Source organism: Winogradskyella wandonensis (genome assembly GCF_004346845.1).
GTDB lineage: Bacteria > Bacteroidota > Bacteroidia > Flavobacteriales > Flavobacteriaceae > Winogradskyella > Winogradskyella wandonensis.
Window position 1 is genome coordinate 12,898 of record NZ_SMGI01000001.1, and the last position, 26,264, is coordinate 39,161.

The following is a 26,264-nucleotide window of genomic DNA, read 5'->3' on the forward strand; positions in this document are numbered from 1 at the left end:
TTCTTTTAAATTGGACGTGCAATATAGCAATTAAAGACAAACAAACAACATTTTTTACCGATAAAGTGTAAAAAAATGTGCATTTCATCCTACTTTTTAATCATTACAACGGATTTTTATCCGTTTTTATCGTCTATTTCACATACCAATAACGACACCTGAAATAAATTATTGTTGTACTTTTGAAATAAAAATTCCGATACCATAATAAGGTTAAAACTAGAGCGTTTATTTAGCATGAAAAAGAGCTTTACTATTACATTATTAATCTTTTGTTTTTTTTCGTTTGCTCAGCAAAGACAATTTACAATTAATTGGAATGGCCATGTTAATTTAGAAGCTGGTTACGCAAAGTTAGAAATCCCATCTTTCGATTCTAATCATTTTTCGTACAGCCAAGATAACGGATTGATATATTTTGCCGAGTGGAAGGAATCTACTTTAATAAACGAATCTTCAGCATCTTTGAGTAATGTTACGTATTCAGACATTAGTAAAACCGAATTAAAAGATTTAGACCTCTCAAAACTAACATCCGAATTTAAGGTTAAGCTTGTCAATGTCCAAGCTAGAGGAAAACGCTCGGTTTATCTAGAAATTAATCCTATAATTAAAGATGGTAATATTTATAAGAGACTAAATCAGTTTACTGTTAATTATAGTAGTGGTACGTTAAATAGACAATCTACAAGTTCAGTTTTTTCAGCAGTTAGTAACTCTGTTTTAGCGTCTGGTCAATGGTACCGGTTTTATGTAGATACGACAGGTGTATATCGCTTATCAAAAAGTTTTTTGAGTCGATTAGGTGTAAATGTTAACGGTATTAATCCAAGAGAATTAAAAGTTTTTGGCAATGGTGGCGAAATGTTACCTTACTTAAATTCTGCCAACTCTATTATCGATTTACAAGAAAATGCCATTCAGTTTGTGGGTGAAGAAGATGGGCGATTCGATGATAACGATTATATATTGTTTTACGCAAAGGGTCCACAAGGTTTTAATCAAGAGCAAAACACCAATATTAATTTATATACGGATAAGACTTACTATTATGTAAATATTAGCGGCGGCAATGGAAAACGAATTAATGAATTGTCTCAGCCAGATGCAGCAGCAGATATAATAATAGACACCTTCCAAGACTACGATTTTTATGAAGTTGATGAATTCAACTTAGTAAAACTAGGTAGGCGGTGGTTTGGAGACCGATTCGATGTAGAGACACAACGCAATTACGAGTTTAAAATTCCGAATATAGATAGTTCTGTTCCTGTAAATATTAGAATAGTTTTTGGTTCTGTATCAGAGCTTCCAAGCTCTATGACTGTATCTATTAATGGTAGCAATACCACAAACGTAGGGTTACCTGCTATAAATCCGGATGGTTTTTTATTTGCGACTGGCGCAAATTTTTTCAATGCTATGAATTTATCGAGTGAAGATTTAGATATAAGTCTAGAGTACGATAATGGTGGTAATCCTGTTGCTTCAGCTTACTTAGATTACATAACTATAGAAGCTACCAGAAGATTACAGTATGCCAATGAACAATTATTTTTTAAGAACAATTCTGTGGCTTCAACATCGGGCGTTGTACAATACAATTTAAGTAATGCTGCTGGTGTTAATCAAATTTGGGATGTTACAGATATTTTTAATGTCCGACATGTTATTAACGAAAACCAGTCTTCAGAATTTAATTTTAAAACTAATGCTGGCGAACTAAGACATTATGTTGCATTTTCTAATACGGATTTTCTAGAACCACAAAGAGATGCGATAACTCAAATAAGTAATCAGAATCTAAAAGGTACCGTTCTTACAGATAATCAAGGTCAATTTCAGGACGTGGATTATTTATTAATTACGCCGCAATTATTTTTGGACCAAGCAGAACGTTTAGCAGCTATTAATCGATTTCATAATAATTTAACAGTAAAAGTTGTTACGCTTCAAGATATATATAACGAGTTTAGTTCTGGTAATCAAGACATAGCAGCCATCAGAAACTTTGTACGCTATGTATATAATAATGCTAGTAGTCCTGATAAACGTGTAAAGTATGTTGGTCTCTTTGGGGATGCGTCTTACGATTATAAAGACCGATTAAGAAATAATACCAATTTTGTCCCTTCATGGTTTTCACTAAATAGTTTCAGTGTTACAGGCTCCTTAATTTCTGATGATTTTTACGGAATCATGGATGATAACGAAGGAACTCTCGCAACATTTAATAGACTAGATATAGCCGTTGGTAGAATGCTTGTAGATAGCCCGCAACGTGCAAAAGAAGTCGTGGATAAAATTGAAGCCTACTATGCTGAAGATTCTTATGGTAGTTGGCGAAATAATATTTTGTTAGTATCAGATGATGTAGATGAACCTTTCGAGCGAGTTCTTCAGCAAACCACTGACGATGTAGCAACAGATGTTAGAGCTCAAAAACCTTTTCTTAATTCTATAAAAGTGCATACAGATGCTTTTCAGCAATTATCTTCTTCCGGCGGCGATAGATATCCCGAAGTTAATGATGCTTTTAGAAATGCTATAGATGTTGGTGTGTTATTAGTTAATTACTTTGGTCATGGTGGTGAATTAGGTCTAGCAGAAGAGCGTATTTTTGATATCAACGACTCTCAAAGTTTAAATAATAATTGCAGGTTTAATTGCTTCGTAACCGTTACTTGCGAGTATACCAAATACGATAATCCAGATTTACAGACGGCTGGAGAATATACTTACTGGAATACCAAAGGTGGTGCCATAGGTTTAATAACAACGACGCGTCAAATTTTTGTTACAGTCGGTACGGACTATAACGAGGTTTTAGAAGATTATCTCTTTGCATATGGTTCTAATGACTATCCTTCAATGGCCGAAGCATTACGGCTTACAAAACTAGACCCGCAAATTGCAGGGAGTTCGCAAAAACGATTAGTTCATTTTATTGGTGATCCAGCAATGAAACTCGCTATCCCAAGACCAAGTATACGTCTAACGCATATCAACGATACACCAATAACGCAAACGACAGATGTTCTTGAAGCCCTTGGTAGAGTGAAATTGTCTGGAGAGGTTGTGGACGAAAGTGGAAACTTAATTCCTAATTATAATGGAATTTTAACGGCAACGGTTTTTGATAAAGATATTGAAAGACGCACATTAGCAAACGATAACACCTCTGATGCTAATGGTCTTATTGTTTTAGAGTTTACAACCCTAGGAGAAATAATTTTTAAAGGGCAAGCTACTATTCAAAACGGTCAATTCGAGTTTAATTTTGTTGTGCCAAGAGATATAGGAATTCCTATAGGTCAAGGTAAAGTTAGCTTTTATGCAAAACGAAATAACGTGCTCGAAGACCAAACTGGCCATAGTTTCGATATCCAAGTCGGTGGGATTAACGAGAATGCCGAGGAAGATAACATTGGTCCGGTTGTAAATTTATTTATGAACGACGAAAATTTTGTTTCAGGCGGAATAACTAACGAGTCACCAACATTATTAGCTAAGCTTCAAGACGATAATGGAATAAACACAGCAAGCGGAATCGGCCACGATATCACGGCTATTTTAGACGGAGATGAAACTAATCCGTTTGTGTTAAACGATTATTATCAGGCTGAAGTAGATGATTATACAAGAGGCACTGTTACTTTTGCATTTAGAGATTTAGAACCAGGTCTGCATACGTTAACCTTAAAAGCATGGGACGTTTATAATAATTCGTCGACCTCAGAAATTCAGTTTGAAGTATTTAATAATAACGAAGAGCTTGTAATTAATAATGTCCTTAACTATCCAAACCCGTTTGTAGATTATACCGAGTTTTGGTTTAATCATAACAGCAGTGATGTTCTCGATATTTCGGTTCAAATATTTACCATATCAGGTAAATTGGTAAAAACTCTAAACGGACAAACAAATACTTCTGGGAAATCTACAAGCACATTATCACGTGATATTGTTTGGGATGGTTTAGATGATTTTGGTGATAAAATCGGAAAAGGAACTTATATCTATAAACTAAAAGTAAAATCTCAACGTTTAAATAAACAGATTGAAAAAATCCAAAAACTTGTAATACTACAATAATAAATTATATTTGTTAACACTTTTTAACCATCATATTAGAAGTATACACACACTTAGAATGAAAAATATTTCAATATTTATATTAGCACTTTTAGTAAGTAGTGCTTCTTTTACTCAAACAACCACACAAATTATACCTAACACAAATGACAGTAGAGTAATAACCACTGGTGTTCCCTTTATGTTAGTTTCGCCCGATGCGCGTTCGGCAGCAATGGGAGATATGGGTGTTGCAACATCTGTCGATGGCTTTTCGCAGCAATACAACCCAGCAAAATATGCGTTTTCCGAAACTAAATCTGGAGTAGGTGTTAGTTTTACACCATATTTAACAAGACTTGTTAATGATATCTCAATTAGCTATTTAACTTATTTTAACCGCTTAAATGATTTTAGTGCGGTATCTGCGAGTGTTAAATATTTCAGTTTGGGAGAAATAGTTCTTACGCAAGACGCTAACGACCCAGGTGTGGCAGTAAAACCAAATGAGTATGCAGTAGATGTAGCTTATGCTCTAAAACTCCATGACCAATTTTCAATGGCTGTTGGTTTGCGTTATTTTAGGTCTGCATTGCGTATAGGTCAGGTAGACCCAAATGCTAATCCTGGTAGTTCCTTTGGTGCTGATATTACTGGCTATTATCAAAGTGAAGAAAATGCTTATAACGATTTTAATGGGCGATGGAGAGCAGGTTTTGCTTTGCAAAATCTAGGGCCAAAATTTAGCTACGATGATGGTGGGCAAGATGTTTTTCAACCAACAAATTTAAGATTAGGTGGTGGATTCGATTTTATATTCGACCAAAACAGTAAGTTAGCTTTAACCGCGGAGGTAACGAAATACTTAGTGCCAACACCTCCCGAAAGAGGAACCGTTATAGAGTTTGAAGATAATAATGGTAATGGTGTGTACGATGAAGATGACGATACACTAATCAGTGAAGAAGAAAACGTAATCATTGCAGGTCAAGACAACGATGTAAGTTTCTTGTCTGGTATGTTTCAATCTTTTGGAGATGCACCAGGTGGTTTTAGCGAGGAGCTTCAAGAGTTTACTTGGGCTTTAGGTGCAGAATACACCTATAATAATTCGTTCGCATTGCGCGCAGGCTATTTTAATGAATCTCAGGATAAAGGTGCTCGTCAATTTTTTGCTTTAGGTGCAGGTTTTAAATACACTACCATTCAGTTAGATTTATCATACCTGTTTTCGGCATCTAGAGTACAAAGTCCTTTAGAAAATACATTAAGATTCTCTTTAACCTTTAATTTTGGAGATGGTTCTTATACCGAATATTAATCGTAAATTGTAATTCGATAATCAAAAAACTATTGCCAAAAGCAGTAGTTTTTTTGTCTAAACGTAAATGTAATGAAAGAGGTTAAAATTGAAACGACGTTAGAAGTTTACGATTCAATCGAAGATACTTCCGAGACTGTTCAAAATTTAATGAAGGTTGCGGTTGAGGCTCGCAATAAAGCGTATTCGCCATATTCCAGATTCGACGTAGGTGCAGCCATATTACTAGATAACGGGGAAATTATTTCAGGAAGCAATCAAGAAAATGCATCCTATCCATCTGGCCTTTGCGCCGAGCGTACAGCTATCTATTATGCAGGCGCAAAATATCCAAAAGCTAAAATGCTTAAAATGGCGTTGACAGCTTCTTCACAAAATCAGCTAACATTGCAGCCAATTCCACCTTGTGGCGCGTGTAGACAAGCCATTGCAGAATACGAAGTAAAACAAAATTTGCCAATTGAGATTTACTTTATGGGCGCTAAAGGAAAAGTGGTAAAATCAAAATCGCTAGCTAATTTACTGCCATTAGTTTTCGAAAGTTCCGTACTGTAACGTTTTCGTAAAATAATCCAACGAATATGGGACAATTTTTACGAAATAGTGTTTCTTGGTTATAGCTTAAAATATTATTTTTGTTATTCTGTTTTGTCAAGTAGGCAAACTAATCGTTTTATATAATAGTGATTCATGAAAAAAGTAACTAAAGAAGTTTACCTAAAGTGGTACGAAGACATGTTGTTTTGGCGCAAGTTCGAAGACAAACTAGCGGCAGTCTACATTCAACAAAAAGTAAGAGGTTTTCTTCATTTATATAATGGTCAAGAAGCCGTTTTGGCTGGAGCATTGCATGCGATGGACCTTACAAAAGATAAGATGATTACAGCTTACCGTAATCATGTTCAGCCAATCGGTATGGGTGTTGACCCAAAGCGTGTTATGGCAGAATTATATGGTAAGGCAACAGGAACATCACAAGGTCTTGGAGGTTCTATGCATATTTTTTCCAAGGAACACCGTTTTTATGGTGGACACGGTATTGTTGGTGGACAGATTCCTTTAGGTGCTGGTATCGCTTTTGGGGATAAATATCACGATAGTGATGCTGTAACTATCTGCTGTTTTGGAGATGGAGCCGCAAGACAAGGCTCGCTTCACGAGACATTTAACTTAGCTATGTTATGGAATTTACCTGTAGTTTTCGTTTGTGAGAATAACGGTTACGCCATGGGAACTTCTGTAGAGCGCACAGCAAATCATACAGATATCTGGAAGCTTGGTTTAGGTTACGAAATGCCTTGCGGTCCAGTAGATGGGATGAATCCGGTAAAGGTTGCCGAAGCTTTTGATGAGGCCATTCAGCGCGCACGTAAAGGTGGTGGACCAACTTTCTTAGAGGTAAAAACCTATCGCTACAGAGGACACTCAATGTCCGATGCACAGCATTACAGAACTAAGGAAGAGGTCGAAGAGTATAAGAAAATAGACCCAATTACGCAGGTAAAAGATACAATCTTAGAAAACAAATATGCTACAGAAGACGAGATAAAAGCTATAGATAAGCGTGTTAAGGATTTGGTTTCTGAATGTGAAAAATTTGCAGAAGAATCACCATATCCAGAAATAAACGTTATGTACGACTCTGTTTACGAGCAAGAAGATTATCCATTTATAGACCATAAAATTAGATAAGCTATGGCAGAAGTAATAAATATGCCAAGACTAAGCGATACCATGGAAGAAGGTACCGTAGCAACATGGCTAAAACAAGTTGGTGATAAAGTAGAAGAAGGCGATATTTTAGCCGAAATAGAAACAGATAAAGCAACGATGGAGTTTGAGTCCTTTCATGAAGGAACACTGCTTCATATTGGTGTGAAAGAAGGAGAAACTACAAAAGTCGATGAGCTTTTGGCTATAATTGGAGACGAAGGTGAAGATATTTCGGGCCTTTTAAATGGCAAAGCTTCTGAGGGCAAAGAAGAAAATTCTAATAAAGATAATGGCGAATCCAAAAAAGAAGAAGATACTTCGACTTCAGAGTCGTCTTCAACTTCATCTTCAGAGGAAAAGCTACCTGAAGGTGTAGTTGTAGTAACAATGCCACGCTTAAGTGACACCATGGAAGAAGGTACGGTGGCGTCATGGTTAAAAAAAGTTGGTGATGAGGTCGAAGAAGGCGATATTTTAGCCGAAATTGAGACGGATAAGGCTACTATGGAGTTTGAATCTTTTAACTCAGGAACGTTATTGCATATTGGTTTAGAAGAAGGTGATTCTGCAAAGGTAGATTCACTTTTAGCAATTATTGGTCCAGCAGGTACTGATGTTTCGGGAGTAGCTAAAAACTTTAAGGCAGACGGTAAAACCGAAGCTAAAACAGAAACAAAATCAGAAACTAAAGAAGAAGCTTCAACAAGTTCAGCTTCTGAGAAAAAGGAAGAAAAAAAGGCTGTTACTTCGAGCGCAGCTGAAAAATCTCAATCAACTTCGACTTCAACTTCATCTTCTGAGAGAATATTTGCTTCACCATTAGCTAAAAAAATGGCTGAAGAAAAAGGAATAAATCTTAGTCAGGTAAAAGGTTCTGGAGAAAATGGCAGAATTGTAAAAAGAGATATAGAAAACTTTACGCCAGCAGCAGTTGCTACGTCTTCCGCTCCAGTTGCTAAGTTTGTGCCTACAGGACAAGAAGATTTCGATGAGGTTGCAAACAGTAATATGCGTAAGGCCATAGCAAAGAATTTAGCAAAGTCTAAATTCACCGCACCTCATTATTATTTAAGTGTTGAGTTCGATATGGATAATGCTATTGCTTTCCGTACACAATACAACTCACTACCGGACACAAAAATATCCTTTAACGATATGATTGTAAAGGCATGTGCCTTAGCCTTACGTCAGCATCCACAAGTTAATTCTCAGTGGTTTGATGATAAAATGCGCATGAACAATCATGTTCATATCGGTGTTGCAGTAGCGGTACCAGATGGATTGGTTGTGCCAGTAGTGCGTTTTGCAAATGAACAGAGTTTACCACAAATTGGAGCAGCGGTTAAAGACTATGCGCGTAGAGCAAGAGATAAGAAATTGACTCTTGATGAAATGGAAGGTAGCACATTCACGATTTCTAATTTAGGAATGTTTGGTATAGAGAGTTTTACGTCTATCATCAACCAACCTAATTCCGCTATTTTATCTGTTGGTGCAATTGTACAAAAACCAGTGGTTAAAAATGGTGCAGTTGTACCTGGTAACACTATGAAATTGACGTTAGCTTGTGACCACCGAACGGTAGATGGTGCTACAGGTGCGCAGTTTCTTCAAACATTAAAAGGATATATCGAGAATCCTGTAACGATGTTAGTGTAATTATCGGTCTTTATGATTAGAAAAATTATATTGTTTTGTGTAGTTGTAGGGTTTGCAAATACAGTAACAGCACAGTTTATTAAGGAAAGAAGCATTAATGCGCAAATTGGTTTAGGCCTAACAGTTCCCTATAACAGTGTAGACGATGTATCAAGTACAGGTTTTTTTATTCAAGGTGAATATGTTCTTACCGTAAAATCTTGGCTTGAACTCAAACCATATTTTGGGTTTATTACTACAAACTCTAACGGAGAAGATGTAAACGGAAATCCTTCGCCCGAATTCGCAGAGGCTACTGCTGTTTTTTTAGGTGGAAAATTTAGGCTAAGAGCGCCTATTCCATACGTAGCACCTTACATCGAATTAGGCATAGGCACATCAGTAGGAAAGTTTACCACAATAACCGCTTTTGATGTTGTAGATAAGTCAGGTTTGGCTTATCATATTCCAGTTGCTCTAGGTTTAGAACTAGGTAAAAATCATGGTGTCGATTTAGGCTTTACTTATTATTTTCAGCCTCAAGAAAAGCAATTTTCTGGCGCAGTCGCGGTTGGACTGTCATTCCCAATAGATTAATTACAGAGAATTAAAATAATAGACCTGATTTGAATTCATTTCGAGTCAGGTTTTTTTATCTTTAGTCATTAAATAAATTCAACATGAAAAAAATACTACTCGTTTTAATAGTTCCTTTTCTAGCCTTCAACTGTAAAGCACAAAAGGAAGAGAAACAAGGTATAGAGATAACCAAAGATGAGGTTAAAACTATTGTGACCTATCTCGCTTCAGACGAACTTAAAGGCAGAAATACAGGTACAGATGGTATCGATGCTGCGGCAGATTACATTCAAAAGGAACTGAAATCATATGGTGTGAAGCCTTACTTTGATGGGTTTCTTGACGAATTTACATTTAAAGGTAGAGCTGAAGATAGTATTACAGGCTATAATGTAGTAGGCTACCTTGAAGGAAATGACGAAAAATTAAAAAATGAATTTGTTGTCATTGGCGCACATTATGACCATATAGGCTTTGGAAAAAAGGTCGAAAACGATTCTATTGCCAATGGCGCTAACGATAATGCTACAGGTACCGCAACAGTAATGAGTATTGCTAAATATCTTGCAGATAAAAAGAATAACAAACGTAGCGTGATTTTTGCTTTATTCTCAGCAGAAGAAATGGGGTTAAGAGGCTCTGCCCATTTAGCAAAAAAATTAAAGAACCAAGACATAGATTTATACACAATGATTAATTTCGAGATGCTTGGTGTGCCCTTTAAAGAAAGAGATTACGAAGTGTTTTTAACAGGTTACGATAAATCTAATTTTGCTTCAAAATTCAATGAGTATCAAGGAAGTAATCTTATAGGTTTTTCTGAAGTTTCTAAACAATACAGTTTGTTTAGACGTTCGGATAACTATGCGTTTTTTCAAGAATTTAATGTGCCAAGTCATACTATTTCGTCTTGTGATTTAACTAACTTTGACCACTATCATAAGGTGGGTGACGAGGCCGATAAGATGGACTATCCGTTTATGGCAGATGTCATAAACAAGACAATCGTTGGTCTAGAAAAAGTAATCAATTCGTCTTCTAAAGAAATTGTATTAACTAATGAGTAAACACGTTATAATTACAGGAACTAGTCGTGGGATTGGATTTGAATTGGTAAAATTATTTTCAAATCTCGGTCATAAGGTTTTAGCACTGTCAAGAAATAGTCAGCCCGTTTCTCAATTAGCCTTAGAAAATGTAACTGCAGTTTCGTGTGATTTAGCTGATGAAGACGATTACAAAAAGGTAGAAACTTTTATAAATAATGAATGGCAGCATGTAGATATTCTCATTAATAATGCTGGAATGCTTTTAAATAAGCCTTTTGCCGAAACAACAATTTCAGATTTTACAAAGGTTTACCAGACTAACGTTTTTGGAGTTTCCGAAATGACTAGAATTGTTTTACCATTTATGCAAAAAGATAGCCATGTAATAACTATTAGCTCTATGGGAGGCATTCAAGGAAGTATGAAGTTTCCTGGTTTAGCCGCATACAGTTCTAGCAAAGGCGCAGTTATTACATTAACAGAACTATTAGCCGAAGAATATAAGGAGTCAGGTCCTCAATTTAATGTATTGGCCCTTGGCGCTGTCCAAACCGAAATGTTAGAAGAGGCGTTTCCGGGATATCAAGCGCCAACAACAGCTTTAGAAATGGCACAGTATGTCTTAGATTTTTCCTTAACTGGTAATAAATTCTATAACGGTAAAGTGCTTCAAGTTTCCAATTCTACACCATAAATGGGAAGCTACAAGTGCATAATTTTCGATTGTGATGGTGTACTTGTCGATAGTGAACCAATAGGCAATCAAGTTTTGGTAGATATGGCTAATGAAGTGGGTGCGTCCATCGATTTAGATTATGCATATCAGTATTTTAAAGGAAATTCAATTTACGATTGTGTAAGACATATTTCGTCGATTACAAATAAGCACCTTTCTGATGATTTCGTTACTGAATATAGAAAGCGGACTTACGAGGCTTTTAAAATGTCTATCAAACCAATTGAAGGTATTAAGGAGGTGCTCGAAGGCATAGAAATTCCGTTTTGTGTAGCTTCAAGTGGACCTGAAACAAAAATTAAACTCAATTTAAGCTTAACTGGATTGCTTCATTATTTTGAAGACAAAATTTTTAGCTGTTATACAATTCAAAAATGGAAACCTGAGCCAGATGTATTTTTATTTGCGGCAGAAGCAATGGGTTTTTCACCAAAGGATTGTTTAGTAATAGAAGATAGTCTTACTGGAATTCAAGCTGCCAAAAATGGTGGTTTTGATGTTCTAGCTTTTACGGCACATGATTATAAAGACGAACTGTCTAAAATAACCGACAACACGTTTGACAACATGTTAAATCTACCGCTCCTATTAACAAAAGATTAAGAGTAATTTTTATATTAGCAAAAAAGAAATATATGCTAAGAAAATTACTCAAAAACTTCCCTCTTATTCTTATGGTTTTGGGTTTTTCAATCCAAAATTTATCAAGTCAAACTTTCGATAGAGTAGAAGATATTGCTGGTCTCGGAATTCTCGAAGAAAATAATGGTGTGGCTGTTGCAGATTATGATGGCGACAATGACCTTGATATTTTTGTTGTTGCTAGAGCAAAAGACAATCCAGATAGTCCAAAAACATTAAGCCGTTTGTTTAGAAACAATAATGATGGCTCTTTTACGGATGTTACGGAGTCTGCTGGATTAACTGATTTGTTGTCTCAAGACGAAGGTGGTGGCGATTGGTTTGGTCTCGAGGGACAAAAAAGTGGAGCATCATGGGGTGATTATAACAATGATGGTTTTCCGGATTTGTTTTTAACCTATTCTTTTAAAGTACAGCTATGGCGAAATTTGGGTAACGGTACTTTTGTAAACCTGACTTCTATTGCAGGTTTTGATTCTTTAAACGATTGTAGAAATACTGGTGCTACTTGGTTCGATTATAATAATGACGGATTCTTAGACATCTATGTAAGCGATTGGGATGAATGCGCGAGTAATCAATTATTTAGAAATAACGGAAATAATACATTTACAGATGTTACAGCATCTACTGGGATTCAGGCTACAAATGGATTAGCGAGTTATGTAGCACTACCATTCGATTTTAACGAAGATGGTTTTATGGACCTTTATATTTCAAATGATTTCGATGAGCCTAATGATTTGTACATCAATAATAATGGCACCTCATTTAGCAGTCAAGCGCAAGCATTTGGCGTGGATACTATGGGAGACGATATGGGTATTACCATAGGAGATTACAATAAAGACGGGTACTTCGATTTGTTCATCACAGCAATTGACAACAACTTCCTGTTAACAAATAATGGAGATAATACGTTTACTGAAAATGCAGATACTTTTGGTTTAGGAAATACACTCTGGGCTTGGGGAACACGCTTTTCAGATTTCGATTTAGACGGTGATGAAGACTTATATGTAGTCAACGGTTATGAGTTTGAAAATAGAAGTACTGAGCCTAATTTCTATTTTAGAAATTTACACGCGCAAGGACAAAATAATTTTGAAGATGCGTCACAAGAATTAAACCTCAATGAGCTAACCATAAGTGTCGAGGCTATAGATTGGGATTACGATAATGATGGTGACATCGATTTGTATGTTACCAATAACGATGGCCCTTCTTTCTTATACGAAAACAAAACACTCAATTTCGACGATGCTAGTCCTGCATTACATTGGTTTAAGTTAGACTTACAAGGCACCACGTCCAATAGGGATGCTATAGGTACAATTGTTAAGCTAACAACAGCTAACGATACGTTTATAAGATATAAATCAGGAGTTGGTTTTTTAAGTCAAAGTTTAACTCCTGTACATTTTGGACTAAATGATGAAACAGAAATTCTAGAAATTGAAATTAGCTGGCCATCTGGTCTAGTAGAAACATATTCTAACCTTAGTGCCGATGTAACAATGAAAGCTATTGAGGGTCAAGGAATTGAAGTTTTAAATATTGAGCCAAGCCAAAAAGTATATGGCTGTACAGACCCAGTTTCGTGTTCTTACAATCCAGAAGCTACTTTAGATGACGGTAGTTGTACATATTTAGATTCCCAAATAATAGTCGGAGCAACAAACGCTGCATTTTATTCTACAGAGACGTACACTTATACTTTAGGTGCAAATTCAACAGCTGTTTGGAATGTGGTTGGTGGAGAGATTTTAAGTGGTCAAGGTACTGATACGATTACGGTGCATTGGGAATTAGAAGCAGAAGGAATAGTTTCGGTTGTGGAATCTGATGAACAATGCTCTAGTCAAGAAATTTCTATTAGCGTTGAATTAAACGCTACAGATTTACCAGATAATATTTCCATTGCTAGACTTTGGAATGAAGCGCTTCTGGATGCTATCAGAGGCGATTTTGCTAGGCCAACGGTACACGCTAGAAATTTGTTTCATACCAGTGTTGCTATGTACGATATTTGGGCAATTTATGACGACCAAGCAAGACCTTATCTAATAGGAAATGAGGTTAATGGATTTTCAAGTGAGCTTGAAGATTTTATTCCAATAAATTCAAATGAAGAATCCGTAAGAGAGGCCATTAGTTATGCAATGTACCGTTTGCTGTCATACCGTTTTCAAAATTCTCCTGGCGCTGAAGCTAATCAGGAGCGTATCGATTTGTTGATGGAAAAATTAGGTTATGAAACTACATTTACTTCCGTTTTATACGAATTTGGAAATGCAGCGGCATTAGGGAATTATGTGGCGCAAACCATTATAGATTATGGAAGCCAGGACGGTTCAAGAGAAAATACAGGTTATGACAATGCCTATTATCAGCCCGTAAATCAAGCTTATAATCTAGAATTAGATAACAACCCGCCTGTAGTAGACCCAAACCGTTGGCAACCCCTAGGTTTAGATACTTTTATAGATCAGGGCGGTAATGTGGTTGAAGGGAATGTGCCAGAATTTTTAAGTCCAGAATGGGGAAATGTAAACGGTTTTGCACTTAAAGAAGAAGATGTGACAACCTACAATAGAGATGGAAATAATTACCGTGTTTTTCATGATCCTCAAGCACCACCACAGATTAATACTACAGTTGAAGATGAAGAAAGTGAGCAGTATAAATGGGGGTTTTCTATGGTTTCGGTATGGCAATCGCATTTAGACCCAACAGATGGTGTATTGATAGATATTTCACCAGGTGCCATAGGAAATACCGATATAGCTGATTTTCCTAGGGATTTTTCAGAATATCCTTCATTTTATAATTTTATAGAAGGTGGAGATATAGGTACAGGACACTCTGTTAACCCAATAACATCATCGGCTTATGAGCCAAATATCGTTCCAAGGGCTGATTATGCCAGAGTTTTAGCAGAATTTTGGGCCGATGGTCCAGACTCTGAAACACCGCCAGGACATTGGTTTTCTATCCTAAACTACGTAAATGACCATCCGCAATTAGAAAAACGTTTTCAAGGTGAAGGTGATGTTTTAGATGGATTAGAATGGGATGTGAAAGCATACTTTATTTTAGGAGGTGCAATGCACGATTCTGCTATAGCCGCATGGAGTGTAAAAGGATGGTACGATTATATAAGACCTATTTCTGCTATTCGATATATGGGAGACGAACAAGGGCAAAGCTCTGACCCAAACCTTCCTAATTATAGTGTGTCAGGTTTTAAACTAATTCCTGGATATATAGAATTGGTAGAAGCAGGTGACCCATTAGCTGGCTTTTTTGGTCAAAATATTGGTAAAGTAAAATTATATACTTGGAGAGGTCATGATTTTATAAATGACCCTGCCACAGATACTGCTGGTGTAGGTTGGATTTTAGCTGAAGATTGGTATCCATACCAACGACCAACATTTGTTACGCCACCTTTTGCAGGTTATGTCTCAGGTCATTCCACTTATTCTAGAGCGGCTTCAGAGATTTTAACAAAAATTACAGGAAGTCCGTTTTTTCCAGGCGGTGTAGGTGAGTTTGTCGCTAAAAAAGACGAATTCTTAGTTTTTGAAAAAGGACCATCTGTAGATGTGGTTTTACAATGGGCAACGTATAGAGATGCATCTGACCAAACAAGTTTATCTAGAATTTGGGGTGGAATTCATCCGCCAGCGGATGATATTCCTGGACGTTTTATTGGTCAAAAAGTTGCAGATGACACGTTTGAATTTGCTGTACCTTATTTTGAGTCAAATATTATTGACACCGAAATAGATATAACTAATCAAAAGATTTATCCAAATCCTTCAGATAATCAGCAATTCTTTATTTCAGAGACTTTAGAAACTGACAATATTGCTATCTTCGACATAAGAGGACGAAAAATTGAACTTTCGGAACGTGACTATAACGAGGATACTAGAGTTACAAGAATAAAGTTAAGCAACGCTGTTGTTGGGCTTTACGTACTGCGAGTAAATGATAATTCTAAAATGGTAGCTATAAGTAAATAGTTTCAATAGCTTTAAGAAATAAACTCACTATAAATTGCAACCAAAGTTAAGTTTAGTCATTCCTATTTATAATGCTGGTGTTTTTATTGAAGATAGTATACAGCGACTTAAAGATTGGATGATAGAACAGGACTATCTTATAGAAGTAATTTTGGTTAATGATGGTAGTACAGATAATACAGAACTTCTTTTAAAAAAGAACATTGGCAAGAGTGATTGTCTTGCTCTAATCTCATATTCATCAAATAAAGGAAAAGGACACGCAGTAAAACAAGGAATGCTTAAAGCAAAAGGAAAGTATAGAGTCTTCACCGATGCTGATATACCTTATGGTTTTAAAAAGATTAATGAAATCCTGGGACATTTTGATTCAAATAATTTTGATGTTTGTATTGGTAGTCGAGTAGAGAAAGCTTCAAAATACAGAGTAAAGAGTAGTTTTTTTAGAACTATTTCTAGTAAAGTCTTCACGTTTTTTATTACAAAGTTTGTGATAGATAAGGTAGGTGATACGCAATGTGGTTTAAAGGGATTTACCGCTCAGACAGCAGAGAATATTTTTTCTAAACTAAAGATAAGCGGTTTTGCTTTTGACGTAGAAACCATTTATTTGTGCTCCAAATATAATCTAAGAATAAAGCGAATACCTGTTCAGTTTGAAGGTAATACAATATCTACCATCAATCTATTTTCTTCGTCTTTTAGAATGTTTTTTGATGTTCTAAGTTTACCAATTAGATACCATATCTTAAAAGCTTATTCAAAAGTCTGATGAAAATATTCGATTAGATTAATCACTTTTAAATCATTTCTTTCTTGAAGCGTATCCTTAGTTTGTATTATTACATTCTCAGGAGGATAAGCAGAAATAGTATTATCATTAGTATTTAGTTGTTCCCATTTTATTTGTGCGAAAAGATGAGGTGATGACCATTCTTTTACCGAAGATAAGTTACCAAACTCATCAGAAAAACCATTTTTTAAATACCCATGTTTTTGTAAAAATCCGTATTCGGGAATAATTATCACAATTTCTGATTTGTTTTTAATATCTACATTTTGAAATACGTTTTTTAGAACATTGTATTCTTTGTGTTGCAGGCCAGCAACATAATCATCTTGATTATGCATACTTAATACTAAAAAGACGATTGGTAATAGCAGCAATACTTTTTTCAGCTTTAAATATTTTATACTCAGATACCTTAAAAACCAAAACTGATAGAAAAGTACAATAACCGCTGTTGTAGCTATGGTTCTTAGTGAGAAGTAATCCTGCCCTGATAATATATTCGGTGCATAACTAAATGGTAAGGCAAGAATAAAACTTATAGTAAAAAGTAATGATTTACTATCAATACTTTGACGATAGACAAAGCCAATAAAACCAATTAATCCTAGTAAAAGTGAAATAATAGAGATGATAAGAAAGCCACTGTTCTTCAATAAAATACTAAGTTCAAACAGATAAAATTTAATAACTTTTTTAGGAATATCTAGAATGTTAAGGGCAGTTCGGTTTGCTGTTTCTAGATTATTAAATTCAGCAATAATTTTAAAAGATATATAGTAAACGATAAAGCAGAACAATGTAAATATGATAATGTACCACCATCTTTTTACATTGTAGTTGTTAGTTTTAATTGTTGAAATTAAAAAAGGTACTACAAACATCATCACGACTGATTGATACATAAATAGCGAGGTTAATACAATAAGAACAGCAACTACAGTGTTCCAAGAGATAATTTTTCTATTATCTAAAACTTTTAGTAGTAACTGGCCAGCATAGAAATTAACAATAAGTAGTAAGGGAATTTGAGCCGTAGCACTCCAGCCATAGTAAACGGTAAAACTAGGTAGGGCTAATATTAAAATTGAGAATATAGCTGATTCGTATATCTTAAGACCAATGTTGAGTAGAAATCTAAAAACTTGAGTAGAAAACAAAACGCAGAAGAAGAGCGTAAAAAAACGTACCCATTTTAAGTCCGAAATCTTAGTAAAAACGTGGCCATATAAATACTCTGACCACCAACCTAATAAAGGTCTCCCATTTTCAATAAAGATATTATGGAAATCGTTATTTCTACTCGCCGTATAAATAAGTTCGTTAGTATCAAGAAAGGCATAGTCGTAGAAGATTTGATAGTTTAACCCAAGGCAAATTAAGAAAGCGAAGCAAAAAAATAATAGAGAAGCTTTTAGTCTTTTAGTCTTTAGAGTCATTCTTGTAATGTCTTTAGGTAATTTTCTGCTCTATCTCTATTAGGGTTTTTACTCTCATAGAACCTGTAGAAACCAATTCCCTTGCTTAAGCCAAAAACCGAACATGTATTATTCTCGTAAAAATAGTTCAAAATCTCATCTATCTCTCGTGCATTGTTTACATGTTCATGCCGCATCAAGTTGCCATAATCTAAACCATGCTTTAATCTAAACTCTATACCTGTTGTTAGTTTCCAGCCAAGCGTCCATAAAAATGTGCCCTCGTTGGGTATACTAGTTCTCAAACTGCCTTTAGGCTTTAATAACAAACAGGATTTTGCTACAACTTTTGGTAAATCTGTAATATGCTCAAATGTAGCAATAGAAGTAATCCTATCGTATTTGTTAGAAAGGCCTATTTCGTCAATGTCATTATAAATATTTTTAATTTTTTCTAAATAACGCGACTTATAATAAAGTTTTTTGAAAGGTTCAATAATATCATAATGATTAGACTCTTCATATTGAAGTTGATTCAATGTGCCGGCACCTATTTCAAGAGTTTTTTTATTATGTACTCTACCGACATCAGAACAAACTTTCTGATGAAGCCATCGTTCCATCTTTTGTGCTAAGCCAGAAGCAGGTGTAATACCATCTCTGTTAGATTTATACTGTTCGTCATATATATCCTGAATTTTCTCTGATAATGGAGGTCTTTTCTTTGGGTAATTTTCGAACATTAGGTGCTTTTAGTTTTTCAAAAATAAAGATAGCTAATTAACAAACTATTATTTTAACTACCCAACTTAATTGTCCGGTTTCGTTATTTTTGTTGAATGCAAAAACCCGTTTTAAACTTTATTCCGCACGAAGCAAAAGCTCAAATTCAGGACTTAATAAGTGCAGATAATTTAGTAATCAAAGTTAAAGGCGAACGCAAAACAAGACATGGTGATTACAGAAAACTACCAAACGGAAAGCATCAAATTACTGTAAATTCTAATCTGAATCCTTATCGATTTTTAATAACGTTAATTCATGAAATTGCGCATTTAGAGGCTTATCAAAAACATGGTAGATTTATAAAGCCGCATGGTAAGGAGTGGAAACAAACTTTTCAGCATTTAATATTGCCGTTTTTAAGGCCTGAAATATTTCCAACCGAGTTATTACCGCTACTTGCAAAGCATTTTAAAAATCCTAAAGCATCTAGTGATACTGATGAGAATTTAGCATTAGCTTTAAAACATTACGATGAAAATCAGGATAAAACCTATGTTTTCGAAATTCCACAAGGTGTAACATTTAAGCTTTACAACGGACGTATATTTAGAAAAGGCGCAAAGCGCAGAAAACGCTACGAGTGTTTAGAGATAAGCTCAGGAAAGTTATATTTGTTTAATCCAAATGCTGAAGTGGAATTGTTAGAAGAATAATTCCATTCCCTTGAATATGGGAATATTAAGGAAAGTGTAACTAAAATTTAATAAGATTCCCATTTTCAAGGGAAAAGAAAAATTGTAATTTTTCTATGAAAAACAAAAATTATTATGCCATATTAATGGCTGGTGGAGTTGGTTCAAGGTTTTGGCCAGTAAGCACACAAGATTTTCCAAAGCAATTTCATGATATGTTGGGTACAGGTGATACCTTAATCCAAAAAACGTTTAATCGACTATCTCAACTAATACCAGAAGAGAATATATTTATACTTACCAACGAGCGTTATAATGATTTGGTATTTGAACAATTACCTAGTGTTACCAAACGTCAAGTGGTTTTAGAACCTGCCATGCGAAATACGGCACCATGCATTTTATACGCTTCATTGAAAATCCAAAAAGAAAATCCAGATTCAGTAATGATTGTTGCGCCCAGTGATCATTGGATAGAAGACGAAAGTGCTTTTAGTGAAAATGTAAAACAAGCTTTCGATTTCTGTGAGACTAATAATGCTTTAATGACATTAGGTATAACGCCTACATTCCCAAATACAGGCTATGGTTATATAGAATACGACAAATCTTCAGAATCAAATATCAAATCGGTTAATCAATTCAGAGAAAAACCAGACTACGAAACGGCAAAATTGTTTTTAAGTCAAGGTAATTTCCTATGGAATGCCGGAATTTTTATGTGGAGTACAGCTACTGTCATCAACGCATTTAGAAAGAATCAACCAACGCTTTTTCAACTTTTTGAAAAAGGCATACCTGTTTATAATACAGAGTTTGAAGACGATTTTATAAGAGATAACTATGGTAAAGCCGAGAATATTTCTGTGGATTATGCAATCATGGAGAAAAGTAATAATGTCTATGTTATTCCTGCCACTTTCGATTGGAACGATTTAGGAACATGGGGCAGTTTATACGATAAATTAAAAAAAGATGGCTCTGGTAACGCGGTCGTTAATGCCAAAACGTTAACTACAGACGCATCAGGAAACATGATTAGAACTAAAAACGATAAAATCGTGGTTGTAGACGGCTTAGAGGACTATATTATTGTCGATAAAGATGAAGTTTTGCTTATCTTTCCTAAAGCTAAAGAACAAGATATAAAAAAAGTACTCCAATCTGTTAAGGATAAATATGGAGAGCAATATGGTTAATATATGAGCGAAGAGAATAAATTTAATTTTTCTGAAGAAGAAGAAAAAAAACAAGTTGACAAAGAAAAAGCGGTCGAGGAAAAAAAGGAAGCTGTAAGGCAGGATGCTAAAGGTCTTTTTGCTAGTATCTCTAACTTTTTAAGTGAATTATTAGACTTTAGAGACGATACTGATAGAGACGCTACAATAACGGCGATAAAAAATGATATTCCGTTTAAAGGTGCCACAGCATGGATTTTAATTTGTTCAATCTTTGTGGCATCGGTTGGTCTTAATGCCGATTCTACTGCTGTTGTTATTGGTGCCATGTTAATTTCGCCTTTAATGGGGCCAATATTAGGTGTTGGTTTGTCAATTGCAATAAATGATATAGACACGCTAAAAAAGTCGCTGATAAATTTAGCCGTAATGATAGTGCTGAGTTTATTAACTGCATTCTTGTTCTTTAAGTTTTTTCCAACTGCAGATTTAGGCAATAACGAAATATTTGCACGTACAAAACCTGATATTAGAGACGTTTTAATAGCATTTTTTGGTGGGTTGGCATTGATAATTGCAAGAACTAAAAAAGGGACTATCGCTTCAGTAATTTTTGGTGTTGCTATTGCCACGGCCTTAATGCCACCATTATGCGTGGCTGGTTACGGTTTAGCTAACGATTGGCCATCTTTTGTGGGTGCCATGTATTTGTTTACCATTAATACGATTTTCATTGCCTTAGCTACGTTTTTAGTTTTAAAAATTTTGCGTTTCCCAATGCTTAGATATGCCAATTCTAAAAAAAGAAAACGCATCTCTCAATTAGCATCCTTAGTGGCTATCCTAGTTATGATTTGGCCTACTATAAAATTTGTCGATTTAGTTAAAGAAAAGCGCCAAGAGGTAGATTACGACCAGTTTATGGAAAACGAGGTGAGCTCTAATCCAGATTTATGGTTTCAAAAAGATATTCCTGATTTCGAAAACAAAATCATAAAGCTTTATTTTAATGATGAAATTTCGCTTGCCACAGAAACTGATTTACGAAATGAATTGAAGAATTACGAATATATAAGCGATTTTGAATTAGATGTTATTGGCAATAAAAACAGAAGTTTTGATAAGCTTTCTGATGCCTACGATAGAGCCATAACAGACTTAGACGAAAAGGATAATATTATCTCAGGATTACAAAAGCAAATAGAAGAACTCAAAGAGAATATTACAGGCTTAAATCAGCAGCTTGAAGCAAAAACCAGTAAAGAGGACATTCCCTTTTCTACATTGGCAAAAGATGCTAAAATTAGGTTTATTGATTTAGAATATTTTAGCTATGGCAAGATGTTAGAGTCTAAAGATTTTATAAAAATAGACACATTAAATGTTGCTAATATTTCTTGGAAATCTTCGCTTAGTGATAGTTTGGTACTTGTACGAGAAAAGGAACTATTTTCTTGGTTAAAAGGTGTTTTAAAAACAGAAAAGGTAAAGATAAAGAGAGAGTAGTTACTGATTTTCTTCAATATACATGCGTCTAACTTTTTTAAATAAGTTAGATGAATATACGAAGTCTGTTACGGCTTTATTATCTGTTTTAAAAATGGTGTCTTTAGAGCCTTCCCATTCTTTTAGACCATCTTTTAGGAATACAATTTTTTCGCCAATCTCCATTACAGAATTCATGTCGTGAGAATTAATGACAGTGGTCATTTGGTACTCGTCTGTAATTTCTTGGATTAGATTATCTATTACAATTGCTGTTTTTGGGTCTAATCCAGAATTTGGTTCGTCACAGAATAAATATTTGGGATTGTTTACAATAGCACGAGCAATCGCTACACGCTTTTGCATACCGCCAGAAGCCTCACTTGGCATTTTATCATGCGCATCAGGAAGATTAACACGCTTTAAAACAAAATCCACACGGTCCTCCATTTCACTTTTACTCTGTTTAGTGAACATGCGTAATGGAAACATAACATTTTCTGCAATAGTCATGGAATCAAATAAGGCACTGCCTTGAAAAACCATACCTATTTCAGCTCGTAAGTTTCCTTTCTCATCGGGTTTCATTTCACTAATTATACGGCCTTCATAAGCTATACTTCCTTTTTCGTAGTCAAAAAGTCCCAAGAGACACTTTAAAAAAACCGTTTTTCCAGAGCCACTTTGCCCGATAATTAGGTTTGTTTTTCCTTTTTCAAACGAGGTGCTAATGCCTTTAAGAATATGAGCATCTCCAAACGATTTGTGTAAGTCTTTAACCTCTATCATTATCCTAAAAGTAAACTGGTTAAAAAGTAATTTGCCAAAATAATAACAACACTTGTCCAAACAAAAGAGGTTGTACTTGCTTTGCCTACTTCAAGGGCACCACCTTTCATATAATAACCATAAAAAGACGGTATGGTGGCCAATAAAAAAGCAAAGACTAGTGTTTTAATAAATGCATAAACAATATGAAACGGTATAAAATCTGTTTGTATACCTTGAATATAGTCTTCGAAAGTCCCGTACCCACCATAAACACAAGCCGCTAATCCGCCAAGAACACCTAAAAACATGGCTATGGATATTATAAAAGGGTACAAAGACAGGGCTATAAATTTTGGAAAAACCAGGTAATTTAAAGCATTAATACCCATAACTTCTAGTGCGTCTATTTGTTCTGTAACACGCATGGTTCCTATGCTAGATGTAATAAATGAGCCTACTTTACCAGCCATGATTATGGAAATAAATGTAGGAGCAAACTCTAAAATTATGGATTGTCGTGTTGCAAAACCAACAAGATATTTTGGGATAAGCGGATTAGAAATATTTAAGGAGGTCTGGATGGCAACCACACCACCAACAAAGAACGAAATAAAGGCTACGATACCAAGCGAATTAATGATAAGGTCGTCGATATCTTTAAGTATCAAGGTACGCATCACAGACCATTTAGTTGGTTTGCGAAACATATCTTTAATCATCAAAAAATAAACACCAATATTGTGTAGGTACTTCATGAAAGTAGAATTACCGCTAAATTATAAAAATATCAGCGTTAATTAATGATTTATTAAATTTAGATGCATTAGAATATTTTATTTTTGTACTTCAATTAAAATAGATATGAAAATCAAATTTCTTACCATTAAAATTTTAATCTTTTTAGTCTTATTTTCTTGTAATGCGCAAGAAACAGCAAAGGCATCATTATCTAGTAATCCAAAAATTGAGACGACTAACCCAAAGCTAATCGTTGGCATTGTTGTTGACCAAATGAGATACGATTACCTAACTCGCTTTAATACTAAGTTTGGTGATGGTGGTTTTAAGCGTATGATAAACGAAGGTTTTAATTGTAAGAATAATCATTTTAACTATGTGCCCACCTATACTGGGCCAGGTCACGCTTCTGTGTTCACAGGAACTACGCCAAAATATCATGGAATAATATCTAATAATTGGTACGATAAAGAACAAAAGAAAATTGTTTACTGTGCTGGAGATGATGGTGTAGAATCGATAGGAACAGAAAATAAAGCAGGGCAAATGTCTCCGCATAGAATGCTCACAACAACTTTTGCAGACGAAAATAGGCTATTTACGCAAATGCGTGGAAAAACTATTGGTGTGGCTATAAAAGATAGAGGTGCTATTTTACCTGCGGGTCATACAGCAGATGGCGCATACTGGTTTCATGGTAAGGATGAAGGTGTATGGATAACCAGCTCATTTTACAGAACTAATTTGCCTAATTGGGTAAATGAATTTAATAATTCCGACGCGGCTGAATCGTATTTAAAAACATGGGACACGTATTATAATATCGATTCGTATACCGAAAGTGGAAGCGATGATAACAATTTTGAAGCTGGTTTTAAAGGAAAAGAAAAAGCAACGTTCCCATACGATTTGGCAAAATTGAAAGATGAAAACGGCGGTTTTGATATTTTAAAAGCAACAGCTTACGGCAATAGCTTGACAACAGATTTTGCCATAGCAGCTGTAAAAGGTGAAAACTTGGGTCTTGATGAAGTCACAGATGTATTGACGTTAAGTTATTCTTCCACAGATTATGTAGGTCATAATTTTGGTGTAAACTCTAAAGAAATCGAAGATACCTATATTCGATTAGATAAAGATTTAGAACGTTTCTTCAAGTTTTTAGATGAAACAGTAGGGAAAGGTGAATATACCGTGTTTCTAACCGCAGACCACGGTGCAGTAAATGTTCCAGCGTATTTGCAGTCTGTAAAAATCCCAGCAGGATATTTAGATTTTAATTCTAGGAAAGAAAAATTTGTTGCCTTCCTCGAAGAAAAATACGGTACGAAAGATATTGTTGAAAATGTAAGTAACAATCAAATCTTTTTTAATAAATCGAAAATTAAAGAATTAGGGTTAGACTTACATAAGGTAGAGCAGGACCTAGTTGATGAGCAAATTAGTTATCCAAATATTGCAAAAGTGTATACGGCAACTACAATGAACTCAACTAATTTTACGACAGGTATAGAAGTCTTATTGCAAAATGGCTTTAATCAAAAACGCTCTGGAGATGTCATTGTAGTCGATGATATTGCACATATACCTTATGGAAGAACTGGGTCGACGCACGGCAGCGGCCTTAATTACGATACACATGTACCGTTATTGTTTTTTGGAAAAGGTATAAAACAAGGAGAGACATTACAAAAAACAGTAATTCCCGATATTGCGCCAACGATTTCTGCACTTTTAGGGATAAGTTTCCCTAATGGGGCTACTGGTGTGCCTTTAGGATTTGTTTTGGATTAAAGTATCTTATCTTTAATCCCTTTCCAGCGAAGTTGTCTTATAAACTTGCCTTGGTCTTTATTTACCAAGAACTCAGTGTTATTGAACCTTGCTTTTAAATAGCCTACCACAAAATCTAGGAAATAGATTGTGGATTTCTTGTTCCACGCCATTTTTAGACCTGTTAAAACCGCCAAACTAAGTCCGTATCGCATTTTGTACATTGCCTCGCCTTGAAGATGTTTTGAGGCTTTATTGTATGAAGCTCCAGTTGGTTTTAGATGTTTCACTTTAAGTGCATCATCCAATTTAATTTCCCAATTGTAGAACTTGGCTAAAAGCTCATCTACAGTATCCCAGCCTATAGATGTTTTTAGTTTGCCTATATCAATGAAACACGCTTTTCTATAAGCTTTAAGTGCGCCTCTTATATGGTCTTTATTGGTAAGTCCTTCTAAAATCCATTCATTATTTTTTTTGATATAACAAAAGCCTGCTGCCATTCCAATTTTTTTATTAGTATTAAAATGAAAAGCGAGCTGTTTTAGATAATTTTCAGGAAAGATTAGGTCTGCATCAAATTTGCATATAACATCGTAAGTATCATCTAAATTGTCATACCCTTTATAAAATGCATTGATAATTTTTGTTCCTGGGAGATGTAGGTTAGATGAGTTGTTGTTTACAAGTTTTACAAAATCATACTTGTTCGCAAAATCTCTAATAATAGCTTCGGTTTTATCTGAAGAATTATCATTAACAACGACTATTTTTTCTGGTTTTAGAGTTTGATTGATTAAGGACTCCAAAGTTAAGCCTATGGTATCTTCCTCGTTATGTGTTGGTATGATAATGTAGAATTTCAAACGTCCAAAAATAAATTCCTAAGCACAAATCTAACGATAAGCTA

At 35.0% G+C, this 26,264-nt stretch carries 20 protein-coding genes; 15 read left to right on the forward strand and 5 right to left on the reverse strand.

Features of this window, described 5'->3' with window-relative positions; translation table 11 throughout:
• Positions 1-237 precede the first annotated feature (237 nt).
• The 11 genes from porU (at position 238) to DFQ05_RS00120 (ending at position 16,555) form a co-directional block, all read left to right on the forward strand.
• Complete coding sequence (gene porU, locus DFQ05_RS00070) at positions 238-4,095, forward strand: type IX secretion system sortase PorU (RefSeq protein ID WP_132702330.1); 3,858 nt, start codon at positions 238-240, stop codon at positions 4,093-4,095.
• Between the two features lie 58 nt (positions 4,096-4,153).
• Complete coding sequence (gene porV / locus DFQ05_RS00075; RefSeq protein ID WP_132702332.1) at positions 4,154-5,395, forward strand: type IX secretion system outer membrane channel protein PorV; 1,242 nt, start codon at positions 4,154-4,156, stop codon at positions 5,393-5,395.
• A gap of 72 nt (positions 5,396-5,467) precedes the next feature.
• Positions 5,468-5,950, forward strand: coding sequence for a cytidine deaminase (gene cdd / locus DFQ05_RS00080; protein ID WP_132702334.1), 483 nt, complete (start codon positions 5,468-5,470; stop codon positions 5,948-5,950).
• Between the two features lie 135 nt (positions 5,951-6,085).
• Positions 6,086-7,087 carry a pyruvate dehydrogenase (acetyl-transferring) E1 component subunit alpha gene (pdhA, locus tag DFQ05_RS00085; RefSeq protein ID WP_132702337.1) on the forward strand — a complete coding sequence of 334 codons (1,002 nt, stop codon included), beginning with the start codon at positions 6,086-6,088 and terminating at the stop codon, positions 7,085-7,087.
• 3 nt (positions 7,088-7,090) lie between these two features.
• Positions 7,091-8,767, forward strand: coding sequence for a pyruvate dehydrogenase complex dihydrolipoamide acetyltransferase (locus DFQ05_RS00090; protein ID WP_132702339.1), 1,677 nt, complete (start codon positions 7,091-7,093; stop codon positions 8,765-8,767).
• Positions 8,768-8,779: 12 nt separating this feature from the next.
• Complete coding sequence (locus DFQ05_RS00095) at positions 8,780-9,343, forward strand: hypothetical protein (RefSeq protein WP_241974183.1); 564 nt, start codon at positions 8,780-8,782, stop codon at positions 9,341-9,343.
• An 83-nt stretch (positions 9,344-9,426) separates the two neighbouring features.
• On the forward strand, positions 9,427-10,392 hold the full coding sequence (locus DFQ05_RS00100; RefSeq protein WP_132702341.1) for a M28 family metallopeptidase: 966 nt from the start codon (positions 9,427-9,429) through the stop codon (positions 10,390-10,392).
• On the forward strand, positions 10,385-11,068 hold the full coding sequence (locus DFQ05_RS00105; protein ID WP_132702343.1) for an SDR family NAD(P)-dependent oxidoreductase: 684 nt from the start codon (positions 10,385-10,387) through the stop codon (positions 11,066-11,068). The genes DFQ05_RS00100 and DFQ05_RS00105 overlap by 8 nt, the downstream gene beginning before the upstream one ends.
• A complete protein-coding gene (locus DFQ05_RS00110; RefSeq protein ID WP_132702345.1) occupies positions 11,069-11,713 on the forward strand; it encodes an HAD family hydrolase in 645 nt (214 codons plus the stop codon).
• A 32-nt stretch (positions 11,714-11,745) separates the two neighbouring features.
• Entirely contained in the window at positions 11,746-15,783 is a 4,038-nt protein-coding gene (locus DFQ05_RS00115) for an FG-GAP-like repeat-containing protein (protein WP_132702347.1), read from the forward strand.
• Positions 15,784-15,817: 34 nt separating this feature from the next.
• A complete protein-coding gene (locus DFQ05_RS00120) occupies positions 15,818-16,555 on the forward strand; it encodes a glycosyltransferase (RefSeq protein ID WP_132702349.1) in 738 nt (245 codons plus the stop codon).
• Here the strand turns inward: DFQ05_RS00120 and DFQ05_RS00125 are convergent.
• Together DFQ05_RS00125 and DFQ05_RS13630 are read right to left on the reverse strand one after the other, a co-directional pair.
• A complete protein-coding gene (locus DFQ05_RS00125; protein WP_132702351.1) occupies positions 16,540-18,012 on the reverse strand; it encodes a hypothetical protein in 1,473 nt (490 codons plus the stop codon). The two genes, DFQ05_RS00120 and DFQ05_RS00125, sit on opposite strands and share 16 nt — an antisense overlap.
• Entirely contained in the window at positions 18,009-18,734 is a 726-nt protein-coding gene (locus DFQ05_RS13630) for a class I SAM-dependent methyltransferase (protein WP_199221949.1), read from the reverse strand. Before DFQ05_RS13630 ends, DFQ05_RS00125 begins: the two co-directional genes overlap by 4 nt.
• 96 nt (positions 18,735-18,830) lie before the next feature.
• Here DFQ05_RS13630 and DFQ05_RS00135 point away from each other — a divergent pair, with 96 nt between their 5' ends.
• The 3 genes from DFQ05_RS00135 (at position 18,831) to DFQ05_RS00145 (ending at position 22,093) form a co-directional block, all read left to right on the forward strand.
• On the forward strand, positions 18,831-19,430 hold the full coding sequence (locus DFQ05_RS00135; protein ID WP_132702353.1) for a SprT-like domain-containing protein: 600 nt from the start codon (positions 18,831-18,833) through the stop codon (positions 19,428-19,430).
• A gap of 95 nt (positions 19,431-19,525) precedes the next feature.
• Entirely contained in the window at positions 19,526-20,608 is a 1,083-nt protein-coding gene (locus tag DFQ05_RS00140) for a mannose-1-phosphate guanylyltransferase (protein ID WP_132702355.1), read from the forward strand.
• 3 nt (positions 20,609-20,611) lie between these two features.
• On the forward strand, positions 20,612-22,093 hold the full coding sequence (locus DFQ05_RS00145) for a DUF389 domain-containing protein (RefSeq protein WP_132702357.1): 1,482 nt from the start codon (positions 20,612-20,614) through the stop codon (positions 22,091-22,093).
• Here the strand turns inward: DFQ05_RS00145 and DFQ05_RS00150 are convergent, their stop codons facing one another.
• Together DFQ05_RS00150 and DFQ05_RS00155 are read right to left on the reverse strand one after the other, a co-directional pair.
• Positions 22,094-22,861, reverse strand: coding sequence for an ABC transporter ATP-binding protein (locus DFQ05_RS00150; RefSeq protein WP_132702359.1), 768 nt, complete (start codon positions 22,859-22,861; stop codon positions 22,094-22,096).
• Entirely contained in the window at positions 22,861-23,598 is a 738-nt protein-coding gene (locus tag DFQ05_RS00155; protein ID WP_132702361.1) for an MlaE family ABC transporter permease, read from the reverse strand. The genes DFQ05_RS00150 and DFQ05_RS00155 overlap by 1 nt, the downstream gene beginning before the upstream one ends.
• 106 nt (positions 23,599-23,704) lie before the next feature.
• Between DFQ05_RS00155 and pafA the strand changes: the two genes are divergently transcribed.
• Positions 23,705-25,375 carry an alkaline phosphatase PafA gene (pafA, locus tag DFQ05_RS00160; RefSeq protein ID WP_132702363.1) on the forward strand — a complete coding sequence of 557 codons (1,671 nt, stop codon included), beginning with the start codon at positions 23,705-23,707 and terminating at the stop codon, positions 25,373-25,375.
• On the opposite strand, the gene DFQ05_RS00165 is transcribed toward pafA, so the two are convergent.
• The gene (locus DFQ05_RS00165) at positions 25,372-26,220 is read right to left on the reverse strand and encodes a glycosyltransferase family 2 protein (RefSeq protein WP_132702365.1); all 849 of its coding nucleotides are present in this window, start codon (positions 26,218-26,220) and stop codon (positions 25,372-25,374) included. The two genes, pafA and DFQ05_RS00165, sit on opposite strands and share 4 nt — an antisense overlap.
• Positions 26,221-26,264: the final 44 nt, after the last annotated feature.

What these genes read in the sequence shown, in the direction of transcription:
- DFQ05_RS00150 (WP_132702359.1), bottom strand. Translation starts at nt 22,861, where the DNA reads ATGATAGAGGTTAAAGACTTACACAAATCGTTTGGAGATGCTCATATT.
- cdd (WP_132702334.1), top strand. Translation starts at nt 5,468, where the DNA reads ATGAAAGAGGTTAAAATTGAAACGACGTTAGAAGTTTACGATTCAATC.
- DFQ05_RS00140 (WP_132702355.1), top strand. Translation starts at nt 19,526, where the DNA reads ATGAAAAACAAAAATTATTATGCCATATTAATGGCTGGTGGAGTTGGT.
- DFQ05_RS00155 (WP_132702361.1), bottom strand. Translation starts at nt 23,598, where the DNA reads ATGAAGTACCTACACAATATTGGTGTTTATTTTTTGATGATTAAAGAT.
- DFQ05_RS00105 (WP_132702343.1), top strand. Translation starts at nt 10,385, where the DNA reads ATGAGTAAACACGTTATAATTACAGGAACTAGTCGTGGGATTGGATTT.
- DFQ05_RS00110 (WP_132702345.1), top strand. Translation starts at nt 11,069, where the DNA reads ATGGGAAGCTACAAGTGCATAATTTTCGATTGTGATGGTGTACTTGTC.
- DFQ05_RS00090 (WP_132702339.1), top strand. Translation starts at nt 7,091, where the DNA reads ATGGCAGAAGTAATAAATATGCCAAGACTAAGCGATACCATGGAAGAA.
- porV (WP_132702332.1), top strand. Translation starts at nt 4,154, where the DNA reads ATGAAAAATATTTCAATATTTATATTAGCACTTTTAGTAAGTAGTGCT.
- porU (WP_132702330.1), top strand. Translation starts at nt 238, where the DNA reads ATGAAAAAGAGCTTTACTATTACATTATTAATCTTTTGTTTTTTTTCG.
- DFQ05_RS00125 (WP_132702351.1), bottom strand. Translation starts at nt 18,012, where the DNA reads ATGACTCTAAAGACTAAAAGACTAAAAGCTTCTCTATTATTTTTTTGC.
- DFQ05_RS00145 (WP_132702357.1), top strand. Translation starts at nt 20,612, where the DNA reads ATGAGCGAAGAGAATAAATTTAATTTTTCTGAAGAAGAAGAAAAAAAA.
- DFQ05_RS00135 (WP_132702353.1), top strand. Translation starts at nt 18,831, where the DNA reads ATGCAAAAACCCGTTTTAAACTTTATTCCGCACGAAGCAAAAGCTCAA.
- pafA (WP_132702363.1), top strand. Translation starts at nt 23,705, where the DNA reads ATGAAAATCAAATTTCTTACCATTAAAATTTTAATCTTTTTAGTCTTA.
- DFQ05_RS00095 (WP_241974183.1), top strand. Translation starts at nt 8,780, where the DNA reads ATGATTAGAAAAATTATATTGTTTTGTGTAGTTGTAGGGTTTGCAAAT.
- pdhA (WP_132702337.1), top strand. Translation starts at nt 6,086, where the DNA reads ATGAAAAAAGTAACTAAAGAAGTTTACCTAAAGTGGTACGAAGACATG.
- DFQ05_RS00100 (WP_132702341.1), top strand. Translation starts at nt 9,427, where the DNA reads ATGAAAAAAATACTACTCGTTTTAATAGTTCCTTTTCTAGCCTTCAAC.
- DFQ05_RS00115 (WP_132702347.1), top strand. Translation starts at nt 11,746, where the DNA reads ATGCTAAGAAAATTACTCAAAAACTTCCCTCTTATTCTTATGGTTTTG.
- DFQ05_RS13630 (WP_199221949.1), bottom strand. Translation starts at nt 18,734, where the DNA reads ATGTTCGAAAATTACCCAAAGAAAAGACCTCCATTATCAGAGAAAATT.